Source organism: Azospira sp. APE16, from assembly GCF_047901315.1.
Lineage (GTDB): Bacteria > Pseudomonadota > Gammaproteobacteria > Burkholderiales > Rhodocyclaceae > Azospira > Azospira oryzae.
In genome coordinates this window covers 1,547,575-1,564,111 of record NZ_CP179682.1, presented here as the reverse complement: position 1 = coordinate 1,564,111, position 16,537 = coordinate 1,547,575, and the positions used below count along the sequence as shown (strand labels likewise).

17 protein-coding genes are annotated in these 16,537 nt (G+C 65.8%); 12 read left to right on the top strand and 5 right to left on the bottom strand.

Annotated elements, in window-relative coordinates; genetic code table 11:
• The first annotated feature begins 58 nt into the window (after window positions 1-58).
• From ACLSSQ_RS07600 to ACLSSQ_RS07575, 6 genes are all read left to right on the top strand, one after another.
• Window positions 59-442 carry a hypothetical protein gene (locus ACLSSQ_RS07600; protein WP_416244211.1) on the top strand — a complete coding sequence of 128 codons (384 nt, stop codon included), beginning with the start codon at window positions 59-61 and terminating at the stop codon, window positions 440-442.
• 234 nt (window positions 443-676) lie between these two features.
• Window positions 677-1,804, top strand: a complete 1,128-nt coding sequence (locus tag ACLSSQ_RS07595; protein WP_205229805.1) for an NAD(P) transhydrogenase subunit alpha — start codon at window positions 677-679, stop codon at window positions 1,802-1,804.
• Entirely contained in the window at window positions 1,804-2,106 is a 303-nt protein-coding gene (locus tag ACLSSQ_RS07590) for an NAD(P) transhydrogenase subunit alpha (protein WP_014237952.1), read from the top strand. Before ACLSSQ_RS07595 ends, ACLSSQ_RS07590 begins: the two co-directional genes overlap by 1 nt.
• Window positions 2,107-3,477 (top strand): NAD(P)(+) transhydrogenase (Re/Si-specific) subunit beta, encoded by a 1,371-nt coding sequence (locus ACLSSQ_RS07585; RefSeq protein ID WP_205229806.1) that lies wholly within the window; start codon window positions 2,107-2,109, stop codon window positions 3,475-3,477.
• Window positions 3,478-3,798: 321 nt separating this feature from the next.
• Window positions 3,799-5,067 (top strand): restriction endonuclease, encoded by a 1,269-nt coding sequence (locus tag ACLSSQ_RS07580; protein WP_205229807.1) that lies wholly within the window; start codon window positions 3,799-3,801, stop codon window positions 5,065-5,067.
• A 35-nt stretch (window positions 5,068-5,102) separates the two neighbouring features.
• On the top strand, window positions 5,103-5,894 hold the full coding sequence (locus ACLSSQ_RS07575; protein ID WP_205229808.1) for a DUF2971 domain-containing protein: 792 nt from the start codon (window positions 5,103-5,105) through the stop codon (window positions 5,892-5,894).
• Between the two features lie 237 nt (window positions 5,895-6,131).
• Here the strand turns inward: ACLSSQ_RS07575 and ACLSSQ_RS07570 are convergent, their stop codons facing one another.
• The 4 genes from ACLSSQ_RS07570 to ACLSSQ_RS07555 form a co-directional block, all read right to left on the bottom strand.
• Window positions 6,132-6,587, bottom strand: coding sequence for a four-helix bundle copper-binding protein (locus ACLSSQ_RS07570; protein ID WP_205229809.1), 456 nt, complete (start codon window positions 6,585-6,587; stop codon window positions 6,132-6,134).
• Window positions 6,566-6,718, bottom strand: a complete 153-nt coding sequence (locus ACLSSQ_RS07565; protein WP_416244210.1) for a hypothetical protein — start codon at window positions 6,716-6,718, stop codon at window positions 6,566-6,568. Before ACLSSQ_RS07565 ends, ACLSSQ_RS07570 begins: the two co-directional genes overlap by 22 nt.
• 70 nt (window positions 6,719-6,788) lie before the next feature.
• Window positions 6,789-7,265 carry a hypothetical protein gene (locus ACLSSQ_RS07560; protein ID WP_014237957.1) on the bottom strand — a complete coding sequence of 159 codons (477 nt, stop codon included), beginning with the start codon at window positions 7,263-7,265 and terminating at the stop codon, window positions 6,789-6,791.
• Window positions 7,266-7,346: 81 nt separating this feature from the next.
• Window positions 7,347-8,999: an ABC transporter permease gene (locus ACLSSQ_RS07555; RefSeq protein ID WP_416244209.1), complete on the bottom strand. Its 1,653-nt coding sequence runs from the start codon at window positions 8,997-8,999 to the stop codon at window positions 7,347-7,349.
• An 88-nt stretch (window positions 9,000-9,087) separates the two neighbouring features.
• Between ACLSSQ_RS07555 and ACLSSQ_RS07550 the strand changes: the two genes are divergently transcribed.
• The 4 genes from ACLSSQ_RS07550 (at window position 9,088) to dbpA (ending at window position 14,205) form a co-directional block, all read left to right on the top strand.
• Window positions 9,088-10,158 carry an ABC transporter ATP-binding protein gene (locus ACLSSQ_RS07550; RefSeq protein WP_205229811.1) on the top strand — a complete coding sequence of 357 codons (1,071 nt, stop codon included), beginning with the start codon at window positions 9,088-9,090 and terminating at the stop codon, window positions 10,156-10,158.
• A 153-nt stretch (window positions 10,159-10,311) separates the two neighbouring features.
• A complete protein-coding gene (locus ACLSSQ_RS07545; RefSeq protein ID WP_416244208.1) occupies window positions 10,312-11,985 on the top strand; it encodes a diguanylate cyclase in 1,674 nt (557 codons plus the stop codon).
• Between the two features lie 301 nt (window positions 11,986-12,286).
• Window positions 12,287-12,775, top strand: coding sequence for a hypothetical protein (locus ACLSSQ_RS07540; protein ID WP_416244207.1), 489 nt, complete (start codon window positions 12,287-12,289; stop codon window positions 12,773-12,775).
• A gap of 8 nt (window positions 12,776-12,783) precedes the next feature.
• A complete protein-coding gene (gene dbpA, locus ACLSSQ_RS07535) occupies window positions 12,784-14,205 on the top strand; it encodes an ATP-dependent RNA helicase DbpA (protein WP_416244206.1) in 1,422 nt (473 codons plus the stop codon).
• On the opposite strand, the gene ACLSSQ_RS07530 is transcribed toward dbpA, so the two are convergent.
• Window positions 14,202-14,768, bottom strand: a complete 567-nt coding sequence (locus ACLSSQ_RS07530) for a YgjP-like metallopeptidase domain-containing protein (RefSeq protein WP_416244205.1) — start codon at window positions 14,766-14,768, stop codon at window positions 14,202-14,204. The two genes, dbpA and ACLSSQ_RS07530, sit on opposite strands and share 4 nt — an antisense overlap.
• 170 nt (window positions 14,769-14,938) lie before the next feature.
• Between ACLSSQ_RS07530 and ACLSSQ_RS07525 the strand changes: the two genes are divergently transcribed.
• On the top strand, window positions 14,939-15,436 hold the full coding sequence (locus ACLSSQ_RS07525) for a sigma-70 family RNA polymerase sigma factor (RefSeq protein WP_416244204.1): 498 nt from the start codon (window positions 14,939-14,941) through the stop codon (window positions 15,434-15,436).
• Entirely contained in the window at window positions 15,436-16,455 is a 1,020-nt protein-coding gene (locus ACLSSQ_RS07520; RefSeq protein WP_416244203.1) for a FecR domain-containing protein, read from the top strand. The genes ACLSSQ_RS07525 and ACLSSQ_RS07520 overlap by 1 nt, the downstream gene beginning before the upstream one ends.
• The last annotated feature ends 82 nt before the right edge of the window (window positions 16,456-16,537 follow it).

Here is a 16,537-nt window from a genome sequence, read left to right as displayed (position 1 = left end):
CCCATTTCCCAACCTCCATCCCATACCCATCAATTCCCATTTGCCAAGGAGCACTGCCATGAAAAAACTGCACACCCTCGCTTCCTCCCTGCTGCTGGCCGCCGCCCTGGCCGCCCCTGCCGCCGTGATGGCCCATGCCGAACACGGCCAGCCCCAGTACGGGGGCATCTTCGCCGAAGCGGGCGAAGCCCAGCTGGAACTGGTGAACCAGGCCGGCAAGGTGGCCCTCTACGTCACCCAGCACGGCGCCCCGGTGCCGGTGCAGGGCGGCAAGGCCCGCCTGACGGTGCTGGAAGGCGGCGCCAAGCGCGAACTGCAACTGGCCCCGGCGGCGGAAAACCGCCTGGAAACCACCGCCAGCCTCAAGCCTGGCGCCAAGGTGGTGGCCGCGGTGGAACTGCCCGGACGCAAGCCCCTGCAGGCCCGCTTTGAAGTGAAGTAAGGGAGCAAAGCAAAAGCCCCGCCGGAGCGATCCGGCGGGGCTTTTTCTTGCCAGCAACGCCCACTCTGGCCGACGCCGGGCGAATCGGCCCTGAGCGAGGCCCGATGCGCCCCACCCAGGCCCTTTTCCATACTCCGGCGTAGGGTATCCCCTAATACAGCACCCGCTACCCGAACACCATAATCCCGGGCAAATAAAACAGTTTCATCACTTTGTCTTTGGGAGAACATCACCATGCCGCTGAACATCGCGGTGGTTCGGGAACGAGCGTCCGGCGAACGCCGGGTGGCGCTGGTGCCTGAAACCGCCAGGAAATTCATGGCCCTCGGGGCCGCCATCCGCATGGAGCAGAGTGCGGGCAGCGAAAGTCACTTTCTCGACAGCGACTACCCGGAAGTCCAGGCCGTGCCCGGCATCGCCGAGGCCTACGGCGGCGCCGACCTGGTGCTGCGGGTAACGCCCCCCAGCGCCGAGGAAATCGCCGCCATGCCGGAAGGGGCGACCCTCATCGGCCTGCTCAAGCCCTTCGAGGACCCGGCCCGCCTGGCGGCCCTCAACGCACGCCGCATCACTGCCTTCGCTCTGGAGCTGCTGCCCCGCATTTCCCGGGCCCAGAGCATGGACGCCCTCTCCTCCCAGGCTTCCTGTGCCGGTTACCAGTGCGGCCTCATCGCCGCCGCCCGCTGCACCAAGTTCTTCCCCATGCTGACCACCGCCGCCGGCACCATCCGCCCGGCCCGGGTGCTGGTCATCGGCGCCGGCGTCGCTGGCCTCCAGGCCATCGCCACCTGCAAGCGCCTCGGCGCCATGGTGGAAGCCTACGACGTGCGCGCCGCTGCCAAGGAGCAGATCGAATCCCTGGGCGCCAAGTTCGTGGACACCGGCGTCTCCGCCGATGGCGCCGGCGGCTACGCCCGGGAGCTGTCGGCCGAGGAGAAGGCACGCCAGGCCGAGCGCCTGGCCAAGGCCGTGGCCCAGGCCGACGTGGTCATCACCACCGCCGCCATCCCCGGCAAGAAGGCGCCGGTGATCGTCACCACCGACATGATCAAGGGCATGAAGTACGGCGCCGTGATCGTGGACATGGCCGCCGAATCCGGCGGCAACTGCGCCCTGACCCAGCCGGGGGAACACGTGGTGGCCAACGACGTGAACATCCACGGTCCCCTCAACCTGGCTTCCCGCATGCCGACCCACGCCTCCGAGCTGTACGCCAAGAACCTCTACAACTTCCTCTCGCCCTGGATCAAGGAAGGCCGCCTGGCCTTCGACTGGGAAGACGAGGTGGTGGCCGGCACCCTGCTGTGCCGCGACGGAAAGACGACGCACAACGGCGTCAGACAAGCCATGGGAGAGGCGTAATGGACGGCTTTATCGCGATCTACATCTTCATGCTCGCCGCCTTCACCGGCTACGAGATCATTGCCCGGGTGCCGGTGATCCTGCACACCCCCCTCATGTCGGGCTCCAACTTCATCCACGGCGTCGTCGTGGTGGGTGCCATGCTGGCCCTGGGCCGGGCCGAAACGCCCCTGGAGCAGGCCATCGGCTTCTTCGCCGTGGCCCTGGGGGCGGCCAACGCCGCCGGCGGCTACGTCGTCACCGAGCGCATGCTGGCCATGTTCCAGCCCGGCAAGCGGGCCGGCGGCAAGGAGGGTGCGTAAATGAACCTGCCCCTCTACGTCCAGCTGCCCTGGTTCCTCGGCGCCCTGCTCTTCATCGTCGGCCTCAAGGGCATGAGTTCCCCGGCCAGCGCCCGCCAGGGCATCCTGCGGGCCGGCGTCGGCATGGTGGTGGCGGTGGCCGCCACCTTCCTCGTGCCGGACCTGCACAACCTGGGCCTGATGGCCCTGGCCCTGGCCCTCGGCACCGTCGGCGCCTGGCTGTCGGCGAAGAAGGTGAAGATGACCGACATGCCCCAGATGGTGGCCATCTACAACGGCATGGGCGGCGGCGCCGCGGCCGCCATCGCCGCCGTGGAACTGGCCCGGGGCGAGGCCCACGGCCTGGTGACCGTCACCCTGGCAGTGATCGGCGCCCTCATCGGCGCCGTCTCCTTCACCGGCTCCTGCGTCGCCTTCGCCAAGCTCCAGGGCCTGCTGAAAAAGGCCTACCGGCTGCCCGCCCAGAACGTCGTCAACGTGCTGCTGGCCTTGCTGGTGGTGAGCCTGGGCGCCGCCCTGGTGCTGGCTGAAAACGCTGGCCCCGGGCTGATCCTGGCCTTCTTCGCCCTGGCCCTGCTGCTGGGCCTGGTGGTGACCCTGCCCATCGGCGGCGCCGACATGCCGGTGGTGATCTCCCTCTTCAACGCCTTCACCGGCCTGGCCGTAGGGTTCGAGGGTTACGTCCTGGGCAGCCCGGCCCTCATCATTGCCGGCATCGTCGTCGGCGCCGCCGGCACCCTGCTCACCCAGCTCATGGCCAAGGCCATGAACCGGCCCATCAGCAACATCCTGTTCACGCCCATCAGCGGCGCCGCCCAGGGTGGCGAGGCCATCGCCGGCAGCATGAAGGAACTGGGCGCCATCGACGCCGCCGCCATGATGCGCTACGCCCAGAAGGTCATCATCGTGCCCGGCTACGGCATGGCCGTGGCCCATGCCCAGCACAAGGTGTGGGAAATGACCGAGCTACTGGAAGAAGCCGGGGTGGAAGTGAAGTTCGCCATTCACCCGGTGGCGGGCCGCATGCCGGGCCACATGAACGTGCTGCTGGCAGAAGCCGGGGTGCCCTACGACAAGATCTTCGACCTGGAGGAAATCAACGCCGAATTCGGCCAGGCCGACGTGGCCCTGATCATCGGCGCCAACGACGTGGTCAATCCCACGGCCCGCACCGACAAATCGAGCCCCATCTACGGCATGCCCATCCTCAACGCCGACCAGGCCCAGAACGTCATCGTCATCAAGCGCGGCAAGGGCACCGGCTACTCCGGAGTGGAAAACGCCCTCTTCTACACCGACAACTGCCGCATGCTCTACGGCAACGCCCAGCCCATGGCCGGGGAGATCATCCAGAATTTGAAGAGCATGTGAGTTGGGGTGGTAGCGATAAAAAAACGCCGGCCTTGGGGCCGGCGTTTTTGTTGGGAATAAAAATTGTGGTGCTCCGTTATCGACCCGTAAGAGACATTCGTTGCCTCGTTGGCACTGCGGCAGGTTTCTGATGCGTAGTTGCCGTTCAACGTAGAGTCTGACCGTGAACTACGCAGCCTTACCCAGCTTTCTTCCATACAAATGGCAATGGCTGCTTTAAACAAAAGTTCGCACGTCCTTGACTATCATCGTGCCCAGCGTCTGTTATCGTTGGAAGCTGAAAATTTGCACTTCGCAATGGCGCGACGAGGAGTTTGATAAATGCGTTTTTTGACACGCTGGCTATCTCATACATCTAGACGTAATAATCAGGCGAAGTCCTTGGAAAATGGATCAGATGCCGAATGTTTGGGCGGTGAGCCAGCTGCATCCCGAATTGACTCGGCTGGGTCCGCGACGGTTCGGGAATCGCCTTCTGTCGCTGAGGCAGTCCTTCCCTTTTCAGTATCTGAGCTTCAGAGGTCGCCAGTCGACTGGCTCGCCTCACCTGAACAAACCCCAGCAAAAACACAAGCAATGATCGATGCCGAGTTGACGAACTCTGATGCATGGCTGAATGACATTGAGAAGGGTAAGGCCGAATGGGTTAACCAGCATTCCTTGCTGCAGGAAAAGCTTTCCTTCCTACAGCAAAATGGTGGCGAAATTTTCCTTATGCCATTGAGCTCCTACTTCGATCTTGCCCCCGACTCAATTCTTGAGGAGAGTTTTCGGGTGCAATTGCAGCAGAGGATCGAAAGACTATTCGATCTGAACGATTTCAAGAAAATCATCGAAGAGAAAACTCGGACGCGTCGGAATAGCTATCCACGAAGCGTTGACTATTACGTGGGGGAGTTCGTTATCTATCGATGGTTTTACGTCCAGGGCGTCAACCGTTTCATAGACTTGGTAGACAAAAATATCGAGGTCGTACAATCCCACATTGAGGAACTATCCCAAGCAGAGCAAGAGCACTGCCCACATGCTGGCGGGACTAAATTGTCGCTCTGGCGCGGATTTACTCGGAGATTTTCACAACAGCATCTAGTTGGTGTCCAGCCTGTAGACTTCTTTCCTGAACCTGCACCACGCTATCTCAGGGAGTATCTTGCGGAGGAGATGGGCGTTGGCGGCGCGAGATTCCTTTGGGCGCTAATAGCCACCGTGAAATTCCTCTCTCGCCCGGGCGGACGCAGCACGTCAGAAATCGGAATCGAATTCGAGAAAAAATTAATCGAGGAAATCTCAGGGGTTTACCCGAATGCACAAATAGAGACAACACCCAAAACCGGCGATCAAGGTGCTGACGTGTTAATACTGATCGAGGGAGTCAAGATCGTTATTCAGGCCAAGAAATATACAGGGGTGGTAGGGAATACGGCTGTGCAGGAGGTCTTCGCCGCAAAGGAGTATTACGAAGCCGACTATGCGATGGTCGTTACAAGTTCCCGTTACACGCAATCGGCAAGCACCCTGGCTGGAAAAATCGGTGTCGAATTAGCTACCGAACAAGACTACCTGCGAAGAATTCAGCAGTTACTCGTTTAGCCCGGAATCGGCAGGATTAGTCAAGGAATTCGCGGATGATTCTTTACAAGTACTATGGATTTGAATCGGGGAAAGAGGCGCTCAACAGCAGAAAGCTTGGTTTCCGGAAACCCTCGGAATTCAACGACCCCTTTGAACTCACATTTTTGGGGAATGCCTTAGGCGCAGAGAGCGAAATTGGCGCCCTTCATGACAAGCTGAAGGAACTCGCTGATAGCGTCGTTATATTGTCTTTGACCCGAACTTACGACAATCCGTTGATGTGGTCTCACTATGGAAATAGTCATCGCGGTTTTGTTATTGGTTATGACGTAACCGGGCCATTCTTCGAAGACAAGGAAAGAAACATAATTTCTGTGGACGAAGGAGATGTGGTTTATACAAACACGAAAAGCCAATACATCCTGTCTGATCCATTTCTCACTTCTTTGCACGATGTGTGGGTTCGCGCCTGTGGTGACTCAAGCTTTCGAGAGCCTGAATTCAGGAGCATCGTCAGGAAGGTGTTTCTGACAAAGCACGCCTCTTGGGTTTACGAAGAGGAGGTACGTCTTGTCCGAACGGCCATTGATTTTTTCAGAGACTCTCAGGAGGAATTTTTCGATGAGCTGTCTGGCTATACGCCACTCGAGGAACCCAAAGGGTTGCGGCTGATGCACTTCACTGCCGGGATAAAGGAGGTCTACTTGGGTGCCAAAAATCCATGGCTTGAATTTTCCGAGGAAGAGCGATCTAAACAACTCGAAGGATTGAGGCATCAGGCGTGTGTAATCAAGCGTATGGAGGTAGATATGCGTTCGTGGAAACTGAAGGCGGATTTTATTTGATGCATTTTCGGTGACTTTGGAGGCTATCTAATGGCGTGTTGACTCGGCATACAAGAAAACGCCTTGGACGGCTTTCTGGTGCAGAGCAGCCATTTGAGCGTCAAACTGCCGGCGAGGACGAATTTCCGCTCTTGGCCGATAGCCGCCTTCCATTCAGTCAGAAGCCCCTACTCCCGCCCATAAAAAAACCCCGGACCGCCGCAACGCAGTCCGGGGTTTTTTACGATCACAAACGGCTCAGGCAGCCACTGCCTTGCATTCCTTGAGGCAGGCGGCGCAGGAGTCGGCGCAGGCTTTGCACTCGGAGTGTTTCTTTTCGTGCTTGCGGCATTCCTTTTCGCAGGCGGCGCAGACGTCGGCGGCGACCTTGGCCATGGCCGGGGTGAACTTGGAGCCTTGCAGGGCCAGCTTCATCAGGGCATTACAGGTGGCCAGCAGTTCGCTGACGGATTGGGCGCAGGCGGCCATTTCCTTGTCGCCCTGGCCCAGCAGCACCAGACAGTGGGCGAGGCAGGCTTCGCCGGTCTTCTGACAGTCGCTGCTGCTGTCGATCAGGGCGGCGTAGCTTTTGCCGCCCATGGCGCCGTGGTCGTGGTGGTGATGCTGGTGGTCCTGGGCGGCGGCGGCCGCGGAGGTGGCCATGGCGGCGGCTACGGCGCCGGCGACGGTTTTCAGTACTTCACGTCGTTGCATTGATCGCTCCTTTGCGTGGGGTCGGTGAGGCGGTTCGGCGGGTTTGCCCCGCTGTTTGAACGGGTACGGTTGCGCCCAAAAGGTGGTGAGGCGGCCAGCATAACCTGGATGGCCTGCAAGCCAATAGCCATGGGCATCTCCGGCATGCCTGCCCGGACAGGTCCGTCCTGCCTCGGGCCTGGGCCATCGCCCTGGCCGGGCCTAGCGGGGGTTCTGGGGCGCGGCGGGCATGGCCATGCCCTTGAAGCGGGCCGGGTCCACGTACTTGCCCAGGTTGCCGACGCCGGCCATCACTTCCGGGTTGGAAAAGAGTTCCCGGGCGGCCACCTGGCCCAGCACCTGGAAGCTCTGCTGCACGGTCTGGGGGCCTTCCAGGGTCAGGGCCTGCTGGGTTTCGCTGCGGCAGGTCTCGGTCATGAGGCGGACGATGAGGTTGGCGGTGTTGCGGTCCAGCCCTTCCCGCTGGGCCGGTTCCACCCGGGCCATGGATTTGACGTCGGGGTGCAGGGCCATGGCGCTGAACATCCATTTGACCAGGGAGGCCCGGTCGGCCGGCGTGGTGGAGCGGACCAGGCACTTGGCCATGTCGTCGCTGTAGATGCCGGCCTGGGCCGGGGCGGTGGAAGCGGCCAGCGCGGCGAGGCCGGCGGCGAAGGCAAGCAGTTTGGCGGGGGCCATGACGTCATCCTGAGTGAATACGGCAGCGTCGATGGTAGCACCCGCCGCCCCGGGGCGTCGCGCAGCGGCGAAGACGGCGCCTCAGCGCCGGGAACGGGCGATCTGGCGGGAGATGGCGATGAGAGGCAGGATGCCGACGGCGACGATGGCCAAGGCGGCGGTGGAGGCTTCGGCCAGGCGTTCGTCGGCGGCCAGGGTGTAGGTCTGGGTGGCCAGGGTGTCGAAGTTGAAGGGGCGCATCACCAGGGTTGCCGGCAATTCCTTCATCACATCCACGAACACCAGCAGGCCGGCGGTGAGCAGGCTGCCCTTGAGCAGGGGCGCATGCACCCGGGCCAGGGTCTGGCCCTGGGAGAGGCCCAGGCTGCGGGCGGCGTCGTCCATGGAGGGGGTGATCTTGCCCAGGCTGGCATCCACCGTCTGCAGGGCCACGGCGAGAAAGCGCACCAGGTAGGCATAGACCAGGGCGGCGATGCCGCCGGTGAGCAGCAGCCCCGGATTGGCGCCGAACCAGACCTGCCACTGGGCAGCCAGCCAGTTGTCGAGCCGGGTCACGGGAATGAGCACGCCGACGGCGATGACCGAGCCGGGCACGGCATAGCCCAGGCCCACCAGCCGGTTCAGGCCCCGGGCCAGCAGGCTGGGCCAGCCGGGCTGGCTGCGGCGGGCCAGGCGCACGCTGTAGGCCAGCACCAGGGCCAGCAGCACGGCCACGGCGGCGGTGACGCCGGCCACGGTGAAGCTGTTGCGGGCGAGGATGAGGAAGCGTTGGCCGAACTGAGCATCGCCCTCGGCCAGGGCCATTTTCAGCAGCAGGGCGGCGGGCAGGAGAAAGCCGGCGGTGAGGGGCAGCAGGCAGGCCAGGGTGGCCAGGGCGCCTTTCCAGCCGGTGAGGGTGTGGCCCGCCAGGGGCCGGCTGCGGCCGGTGGTGTTGTGGAAGCGGGCCCGGCCCCGGGAGAGTTTTTCCAGCAGCACCAGCAGGATGACGCAGCCGAGCAGGCTGGCGGCCAGCTGGGCCGCGGCGATGCGGTCGCCCAAAGAGAACCAGGCCCGGTAGATGCCGGTGGTGAAGGTCTGCACGGCGAAGTAGGCGACGGTGCCGTAGTCGGCCAGGGTTTCCATCAGGGCCAGGGAAACGCCGACCACGATGGCCGGCCGGGCCAGGGGCAGGGAGACGCGGAAGAAGCTGGCCCAGGGCCCCACACCGAGCATCCGCGCCGCTTCCAGCATGCCCGAGGCCCGCTCCAGGAAAGCCGCCCGGGCCAGCAGATAGACGTAGGCGTAGAGGGTGCACACGAACATGGCGACGGCGCCGCCCAGGCTGCGCACCTCGGGGAACCAGTAGTCGGCCTTGCTCCAGCCGAAGGTCTCCCGCAGCCAGGTCTGCACCGGGCCGACGAACTGCAGCAGGTCCGTATAGACGTAGGCCAGCACATAGGCCGGCACCGCCAGGGGCAGCACCAGGGCCCACTCGAACACGGCCTGGCCGGGAAAGCGGTGCATGGCCGTCAGCCAGGCCGTGCCCACCCCCACCAGGGCCGTGCCCAGGCCAACCCCCAGGCACAGCCAGAGGGTGTTGCCCACGTATTCGGGCAGCACCGTGGCCGCCAGGTGCTGCCAGGTTTCCCCGGTGCCGCCGGCGAAGAGGTGGGTCAGCACGCTGGCCACGGGCAGGCCCACCAGGGCGGCGATGGCAACGGCGACGGGCAGCAGGGGGGAGCGCATAGGGATCATGGTGGAAGGGTGGCCGGAAGCGGCAAAAGCGGCAGCAAAGGCGCCGCGGCACATTATAATTGCCAATCCTTCTCAACTGACTCCAAAGATGGCCCATCTGGAACTGGCGGACGTGATGCAGCGCTACGGCGCCCACACGGTGGTGGACGGCATCGGTTTCCACATCGAGGCCGGCGTCATCGCCTGCCTGCTGGGCCCCTCGGGCTGCGGCAAGACCACCCTGCTGCGCTGTATCGCCGGTTTCGAGGACATCGCCGCCGGCAGCATCGCCCTCGACGGCGAACTGGTGAGCCGCCCCGGCTTCAAGCTGGCGCCGGAACAGCGGCGCATCGGCATGGTGTTCCAGGACTACGCCCTCTTCCCCCACCTCACGGTGGCCGACAACATCGCCTTCGGCTTGAAGACCAAGGGCGGCGAACGGCTGCAGCGGGTGGCAGCCATGCTCGACCTGGTGGGCCTCTCCGGCCAGGGCGAGAAGTATCCCCACGAGCTTTCCGGCGGCCAGCAGCAGCGCGTCGCCCTGGCCCGGGCCCTGGCCCCGGCGCCCCGCCTGGTGCTGCTGGACGAGCCCTTCTCCAACCTGGACGTGGACCTGCGCGAGCGCCTCTCCCTGGAGGTGCGGGAGATCCTGAAGAAGGCCGGCACCACCGCCATCCTGGTCACCCACGACCAGCACGAAGCCTTCGCCATGGCCGACGAGATCGGCGTCATGCACGAGGGCCGCATCCAGCAATGGGATACGCCCTACAACCTGTACCACCAGCCGGCCAACCGCTTCGTCGCCGACTTCGTCGGCCAGGGCGTGTTCGTCCCCGGCACGGTACTGGCCGGCAACCGGGTGCAGATGGAACTGGGCATCCTGGAATCCGGCGTGCCCGTCGAATGCAGCGCCGGCTGCGGCGTCTGCGGCAAGGGCTGCGGCGTGGACATCCTGCTGCGCCCCGACGACGTGGTGCACGACGACAAGAGCCCCCTGCAGGCCGCGGTGGAACACAAGGCCTTCCGCGGCGCCGACATCCTGTACACCCTGCGCCTGGAAAGCGGCGCCCGGGTGCTGTCCCTGGTGCCCTCCCACCACAACCACGCCCTCGGCGAGAAAATCGGCATCCGCCTCGACGTGGACCACGTGGTGGCCTTCAAGCGGACTCCGGCGGCCTGAAACTGCAGCAGGAACAGAAAAGGGACGGCGGGCAAATTTTGCCCTCGTTTTGTGACTTTCCTGCCTAGCCGAGCGATCTAGACCATGATCCAATAAGCGCACTCGGCCACCAGCCTACCCAGACATCCCATGCTTGTTACTGGACTGCAAGCCATGTCGCTCCTACCGGACAGTTTCAGAAACCGCCTCACCCTGCTGTTGATCGGACTGGCCCTGCTGGTGGGTCTGCCGACCTACATCTACCTGGACCACGTCTATGCCGCCCGGCTGATCAGGGACCGGGGGGAAGCCCTGCGGGACCTGGCCTCCGCCGTGGCCGCCGTGCTCGGCGAAAACCTGCGGGAGCGGCAGCGGGAAATCGAGCTGCTGGCCCAGAGCCCCCTCTACCGCCGCGCCCCCCTGGACAGCTCCGACTTTCGATCCAGCCTGGAGCGGGTCCAGGAAACCTATCCCCAGTATTCCTGGATCGGCCTGGCCGATGCCCAGGGCACCGTGCGTGCCGCTACCGGCGGCATGCTGGTGGGCCAGAGTGTGGCCCAGCGTCCCTGGTTCATCAACGGACTGCAGGGCCCTTTCTTCGGCGACCTCCACGAAGCCCTGCTGCTGACCAAGCTGTTGCCCCCTGCCGAAGGCCAGGGGCCGGTCCGCTTCATCGATTTCGCCTCGCCCGTGTTCGACGAGGCCGGCCATCTGCGAGGGGTCCTGGCTGCCCACGCCCACTGGCGCTGGGCCGCCGAAGTGGTCCAGGTGATGACACCCCACGACGCGGCCACCAACGGCCTGGACGTCTTCATCGTCAACCAGGATAACGTGGTGATCTACCCCGACAGCCAGGAAAAAACTCTGCTGGCACCGGACAAGGCTGCCTTTAATCCCCAGTCCTACACCACCGATGGCTGGGGCGACGCTATTTCCTACCTCACTGCCACGGCCCCGGTTCGGGAATTCATTGCCGGCCAGAGCCTGGGCTGGCGCATCGTCGTACGCCAGCCGGCCGATGTGCGGCACCTGCAGCGGGTGGTGCTGCTGTCCCTGGCAGCTGCCACCATCCTCTTCCTGGCCCTGGTGTGGTGGAGCGCTACCCGCTTTAGCCGTCCCCTGGAACGCCTGGCCGCGCTGGCCCACCGCATCGAGGCGGGGGAGGAAAAGACCCGCCTGGAAGTGGCCGACGCGCCCCAGGAAATCCGTGGCCTGGCCGCGGCCCTGCAGGACATGGCCGACGCCCTGCTCAGCCATCAGGAAGCCCTGGCCCAGAGCAATGCCCAGCTGGAAGAGAAGGTGACCGAGCGCACCGCCGCCCTGGCCCAGGCCAATGCAGAACTGCACCAGTTGGCCCGACGGGATGCCCTCACCGGCCTAGCCAACCGCTTCGCCGCCAACGAGCGCCTGCAGGACGAATTCCTGCGCATGAGGCGCCATGGCGGCAGCTACGGCCTGCTGATGCTGGACATCGACTTCTTCAAGCGCATCAACGACACCCTGGGCCATGCCGGCGGCGACGAAGTGCTGCGCCATGTGGCGGCGACGCTGCGCACCCTGGTGCGGGAGAGCGATTTCATCGCCCGGGTGGGCGGCGAGGAATTCATGGTCATCCTGCCCGAAAGCAGCCTGGCCGACGCCGCCCGGGTGGGGGAGAAAATCCGCGCCGGCATCGCCGCCAGCCAGCCCCCCATCGACCGCCAGGTCACGGTCAGCGTCGGCGTTGCCCTGGCCACGCCGGAGCAGGAAGACATGGACGAGGCGGTACGCCAGGCCGACGCCCAGCTCTACCGGGCCAAGGAGGCAGGACGCAACCGGGTCGCCGGCGGGCCGCAAAGCGCCGCCTGAAACCCTGTCCATCATGCCAGGGGCCAGGCTGGAGGCGGGCCCTGGCACTAGCACCCTGCTCCGGGCCAGGGGTGGTCCGCAGCGGCGGGCATCAGGCCCAGCGCCCGCCCACGCTTCAGTGACAGGGCATGGACCCGGCGGATGCCCGCCCGGCGCGGCCCGGCGGGCAGGTGGTGAGAGAAGCAGCGCCAATTCCGCCCCCGCCGCCGACCGGCCGATTCGCCCTTTCCCCCGCCAGCCGTTAAACTCTCACCCCCGCCCGGGAACCCCATCGGTCAGCCCGGCACTGCAAAGGCCCGCCATGAAACAGATTCACGACATCGACACCCTCCTCCTCCTCGCCCTGGGCATCGCCGCCAAACGCCGCCCGGCCGAACTGCTGGAGATCATGGCCGCCATCGATTTCCTGCAGGGCAACATTCCCAGCGAGGCCAAGCTGAGCGAGGCCTTCGCCCGCCTTTCCGGCATGGGCCTGGTCCTGGCCGAAGACGGCGGTTTCCGCCTGAGCCCGGCGGCCGAGGAGATGGTCAGCAACCTGCCGAAGAAGGGCGAAGCCGAAGAGCGCCTCTTCCGCGTCAAGGACAACCTGTCCACCTTCAAGCCCGAAGGCGAACACGCCGTGGTGACCGTGGCCGCCGACGACATCAAGGCCGCCATCCAGGCCCACCGCGAGGCCGGCAAGGGCGGCGCCAAGAACCTGCTGATGCCCAAGCCCAAGCCCGTGGAAGACAAGCCCCGCCCCGGCCAGCGCCAGCGCAAGCCGGCCCCCAAGGCCCGGCGCCGGAGCTGATGCACCCCATGAGCGACGCCCCCACTTCCCCCGATGCCGAGCTGAACGCCCCGGCCGACCTGTCCTTCGCCAGCCTGCCCCTTTCCGCCGGCCTGCTGGCCACCCTGGCACAGCTGGAATACCGCAGCATGACGGCCATCCAGGCCGCCAGCCTGCCCCTGGCCCTGGCCGGCCACGACCTCATCGCCCAGGGCAAGACCGGCAGCGGCAAGACCGCCGCCTTCGGCCTCACCCTGCTCAGCCGCCTCGACCCGCGCCGTCTGGAAATCCAGGCCCTGGTGCTGTGCCCCACGCGGGAACTGTCGGAGCAGGTGACCCAGGAGCTGCGCCGCCTGGCCCGGGGCGAGGAGAACGTGCGCATCCTCACCCTCTGCGGCGGCAGCCCCATGAAGCCCCAGATCACCAGCCTGGAGAACGGCGCCCACATCGTGGTCGGCACTCCGGGCCGCCTCATGGACCACCTGGAACGGGGCAGCCTGAGCCTGGCCGCCCTCAACACTCTGGTGCTGGACGAGGCCGACCGCATGCTGGACATGGGCTTCCACGACGCCATCGCCTGGGTCGCCCGGCGCTGCCCGGCGGAACGCCAGACCCTGCTCTTCTCCGCCACCTATCCGCCCGGCATCGCCGAACTGGCCCAGCGCTTCCTGCGCCAGCCGCAGGAAGTGAAGCTGGCGGAACAGCACGAAGGCAGCAAGATCCGCCAGCGCTTCTACGAGGTGAAACACGAGGAACGGCTGCAGGCGGTATGCACCCTGCTCAAGCACTACCGCCCGGCCAGCACCCTGGCCTTCTGCAACACCAAGCAGCAGTGCCGGGACCTGGTGCAAGTGCTCCACGGCCAGGGCTTTTCCGCCCTGACCCTGAACGGGGACCTGGAGCAGCGGCAGCGGGACCAGGTGCTGATCCAGTTCGCCAACCGCAGCTGTTCCGTGCTGGTGGCCACCGACGTGGCCGCTCGGGGCCTGGACATCGCCCAGCTGGAAGCGGTGATCAACGTGGACGTGACGCCGGACCCGGAAATCTACATCCACCGCATCGGCCGCACCGGCCGCGGTGACGAGGACGGCTGGGCCCTGAGCCTGTGCAGCCCGCGGGACCGGCGCCGGGTGGAGACCATCGCCCAGATGATGGGCATGGAGCCGGAATGGCACACCCTGGGCAGCCTGCAGAGCGGCAACGAGGCGCCCCTGGTGCCGCCCATGGCCACCCTGCTGCTGCTCGGCGGGCGCAAGGACAAGCTGCGTCCCGGCGACGTCCTCGGCGCCCTCACCGGCGAGGCCGGCTTCGCCAAGGAACAGGTGGGCAAGATCACCGTCACCGAGCAGGTCACCTATGTGGCCGTGGCCCGCAACATCGCCCGGGAGGCGGTGCGCAAGCTGGCCAAGGTCAAGGGCAAGAGCGTCAAGACCCGCCTGCTGGAAGACTAGGCCGGCGGGGCTTCCCCCGGCGAGGAAGGCGAGGCGGCGGCCCACAGGGGCGCACCGCCCTGCTCCAGGTAGCAGAGGTAGGTGCGCAGGTCGAATTCCAGCTGGTGGTAGTCCGCTTCCATGTGCCGGCACAGCTGGTAGAAGGCCTTGTCGTGCTGCCGCTCCTTGAGGTGGGCCAGTTCGTGGACCACGATCATGCGCAGGAAGGCCTCCGGCATCTCCCGGAACAGGGCCGAGACCCGGATCTCCCGCTTGGTCTTCAACTTGCCGCCCTGGACCCGGGCCACCGTGGTGTGGGTGCCGAGGGCGTTGCGCAGGTCGTGCAGCTTGCTGTCGAAGGCCACCTTGCTCGGCGTGTCCGCATTGCGCAGATGGCGCCCCTTCAAATCCAGCACGTAGTCGTACAACGCCCGGTCGGTGCGCACCTCATGGGCCCGGGGATAGCGTTCCAGCAGCCAGGGCGCCAGCAGGCCCTGGCCGATCAGGTGCTGCACCCGGGCCGTCAGTTCGGCCGGATAGCCGGCCAGGTAATCCGTCGCCGCGGCTTTTCCGCTCCCGCTCACCGCCCATCCTCCCGCTGCGGGCGACACCGCCCTTTTCCCCCTTGCTGCAAGCGCATTGACCACCTCGGCACAAAAACGAGACAATAAGAACAATTCGCAACAACCCAGCCACGCCCGATCAGTTTGAAGCGGCGCCAGCCAGGGAAGCCCCGTCCATCAGGAGCAGTTCCTTGGCTATTGTCTCATCCGATCCCCTCGCCCACCTCTACCGCGCCCATCATGGCTGGCTGCACGGCTGGCTGCGGCGCCAGCTGGGCTGCAGCCACCAGGCCGCCGACCTGGCCCAGGACACTTTCCTGCGCCTGCTGGGCCGGCACGGCGCCGACCTGGGGGAACCCCGGGCCCTGCTCACCCACATCGCCAAGGGCCTGGTGGTGGACCACTGGCGCCGCCAGGCGGTGGAACAGGCCTATCTGGAGGCCCTGGCCCGGCTGCCGGAGGCCCAGGCTCCCTCGCCGGAAACCCGCCTGCTGGTGCTGGAAGCCCTGTGCCGGGTGGACGCCATGCTGGCCGGACTGCCGCCAAAGACCCGGGAGATTTTCCTCCTCTCCCAGCTCGACGGCCTCACCTACGGCGCCATCGCCGAACGCCTGGGCACCTCCCTCATCACCGTCAAACGCCATATGCGCAACGGCTTCATCGCCTGCATGGCCGCCCTGGAGGACTGATGGCACCGCCCCCCGCCAGCGCCGCTGCACCCACTACACCCGCCGCTTCTGCCACTCCTGCCGCTGGGGCCGCCATCGACCCGCGCCTGCTGGAGGAGGCCGCCGACTGGCTGGTGCGCCTGCAGACCGAGGGCGACACCCCGGCGCTGCACCAGGCCATCGCCCAGTGGCGCAGCCGCAGTCCGGCTCACCGGGCCGCCTGGCAGCGGGCCGAGCGGGTCATGCAGCACTTTGCCGAACTGCCGCCCCAGTTGGGCCAGTTGGGCCGCCAGGTGCTGGCGGAGACGCCCCGCCGCGGCCGTCGCGCCGCCCTGCGCCAGTTGGCCCTGGCCGCCCTCCTGGCGCCCGCCGCCGTGGCCCTGTGGCGGCAGGCGCCCTGGGAGGACGGCCGCTGGCAGACCGCCACCGGCGAGCAGCAGCGCCTGGAACTGGAAGACGGCACGGTGCTGGTGCTCAACACGGACAGCGCCGTGCGCGTCACCTACGGCCAGACGGAACGGCGCATCCGCCTGCGCCACGGCGAAATCCTGGTCACCACCGCCCCCGACCTGCCGGGCCGCAACCGGCCCCTGCTGGTGGAAAGCGCCCAGGGTCTGCTGCGCCCCCTGGGCACCCGCTTCTCGGTGCGCCAGCTGGAGGACCGCACCCGCCTGGCCGTATTCGCCGGAGCGGTAGAGATCACCACCAAGAGCGGCGGTCGCCAGGTGGTGCCGAGCGGCGCCCGCAGCGATTTCGCCGCCGACACCATCATTCCCCCGGCGCCCCTGGGCCCGGCCGAGGACGCCTGGGAGGCGGGCCTGCTGACGGCCAACGACCTGCCCCTGGCGGACTTTCTGGCGGAGCTGGGCCGCTACCGCAGCGGGGTGCTGCGCTGCCATCCGGCGGTGGCGGCAATGCGGGTCTCCGGCACCTTCCCCCTGCAGGACACGGAGGCGGCCCTGGAACTGCTGGTGAAGACCCGGCCCCTCGCCCTGCGCCGCCTGACGCGCTACTGGGTGAGCCTGGAACCCAGGTCCTGAGCCACTCTCCAGGCATCGTCCAAAAAATTTCGCCTCTGCCCTGATACCTTTTTTCGCCTCGTGCGGTGTACCGGGAGAAGAC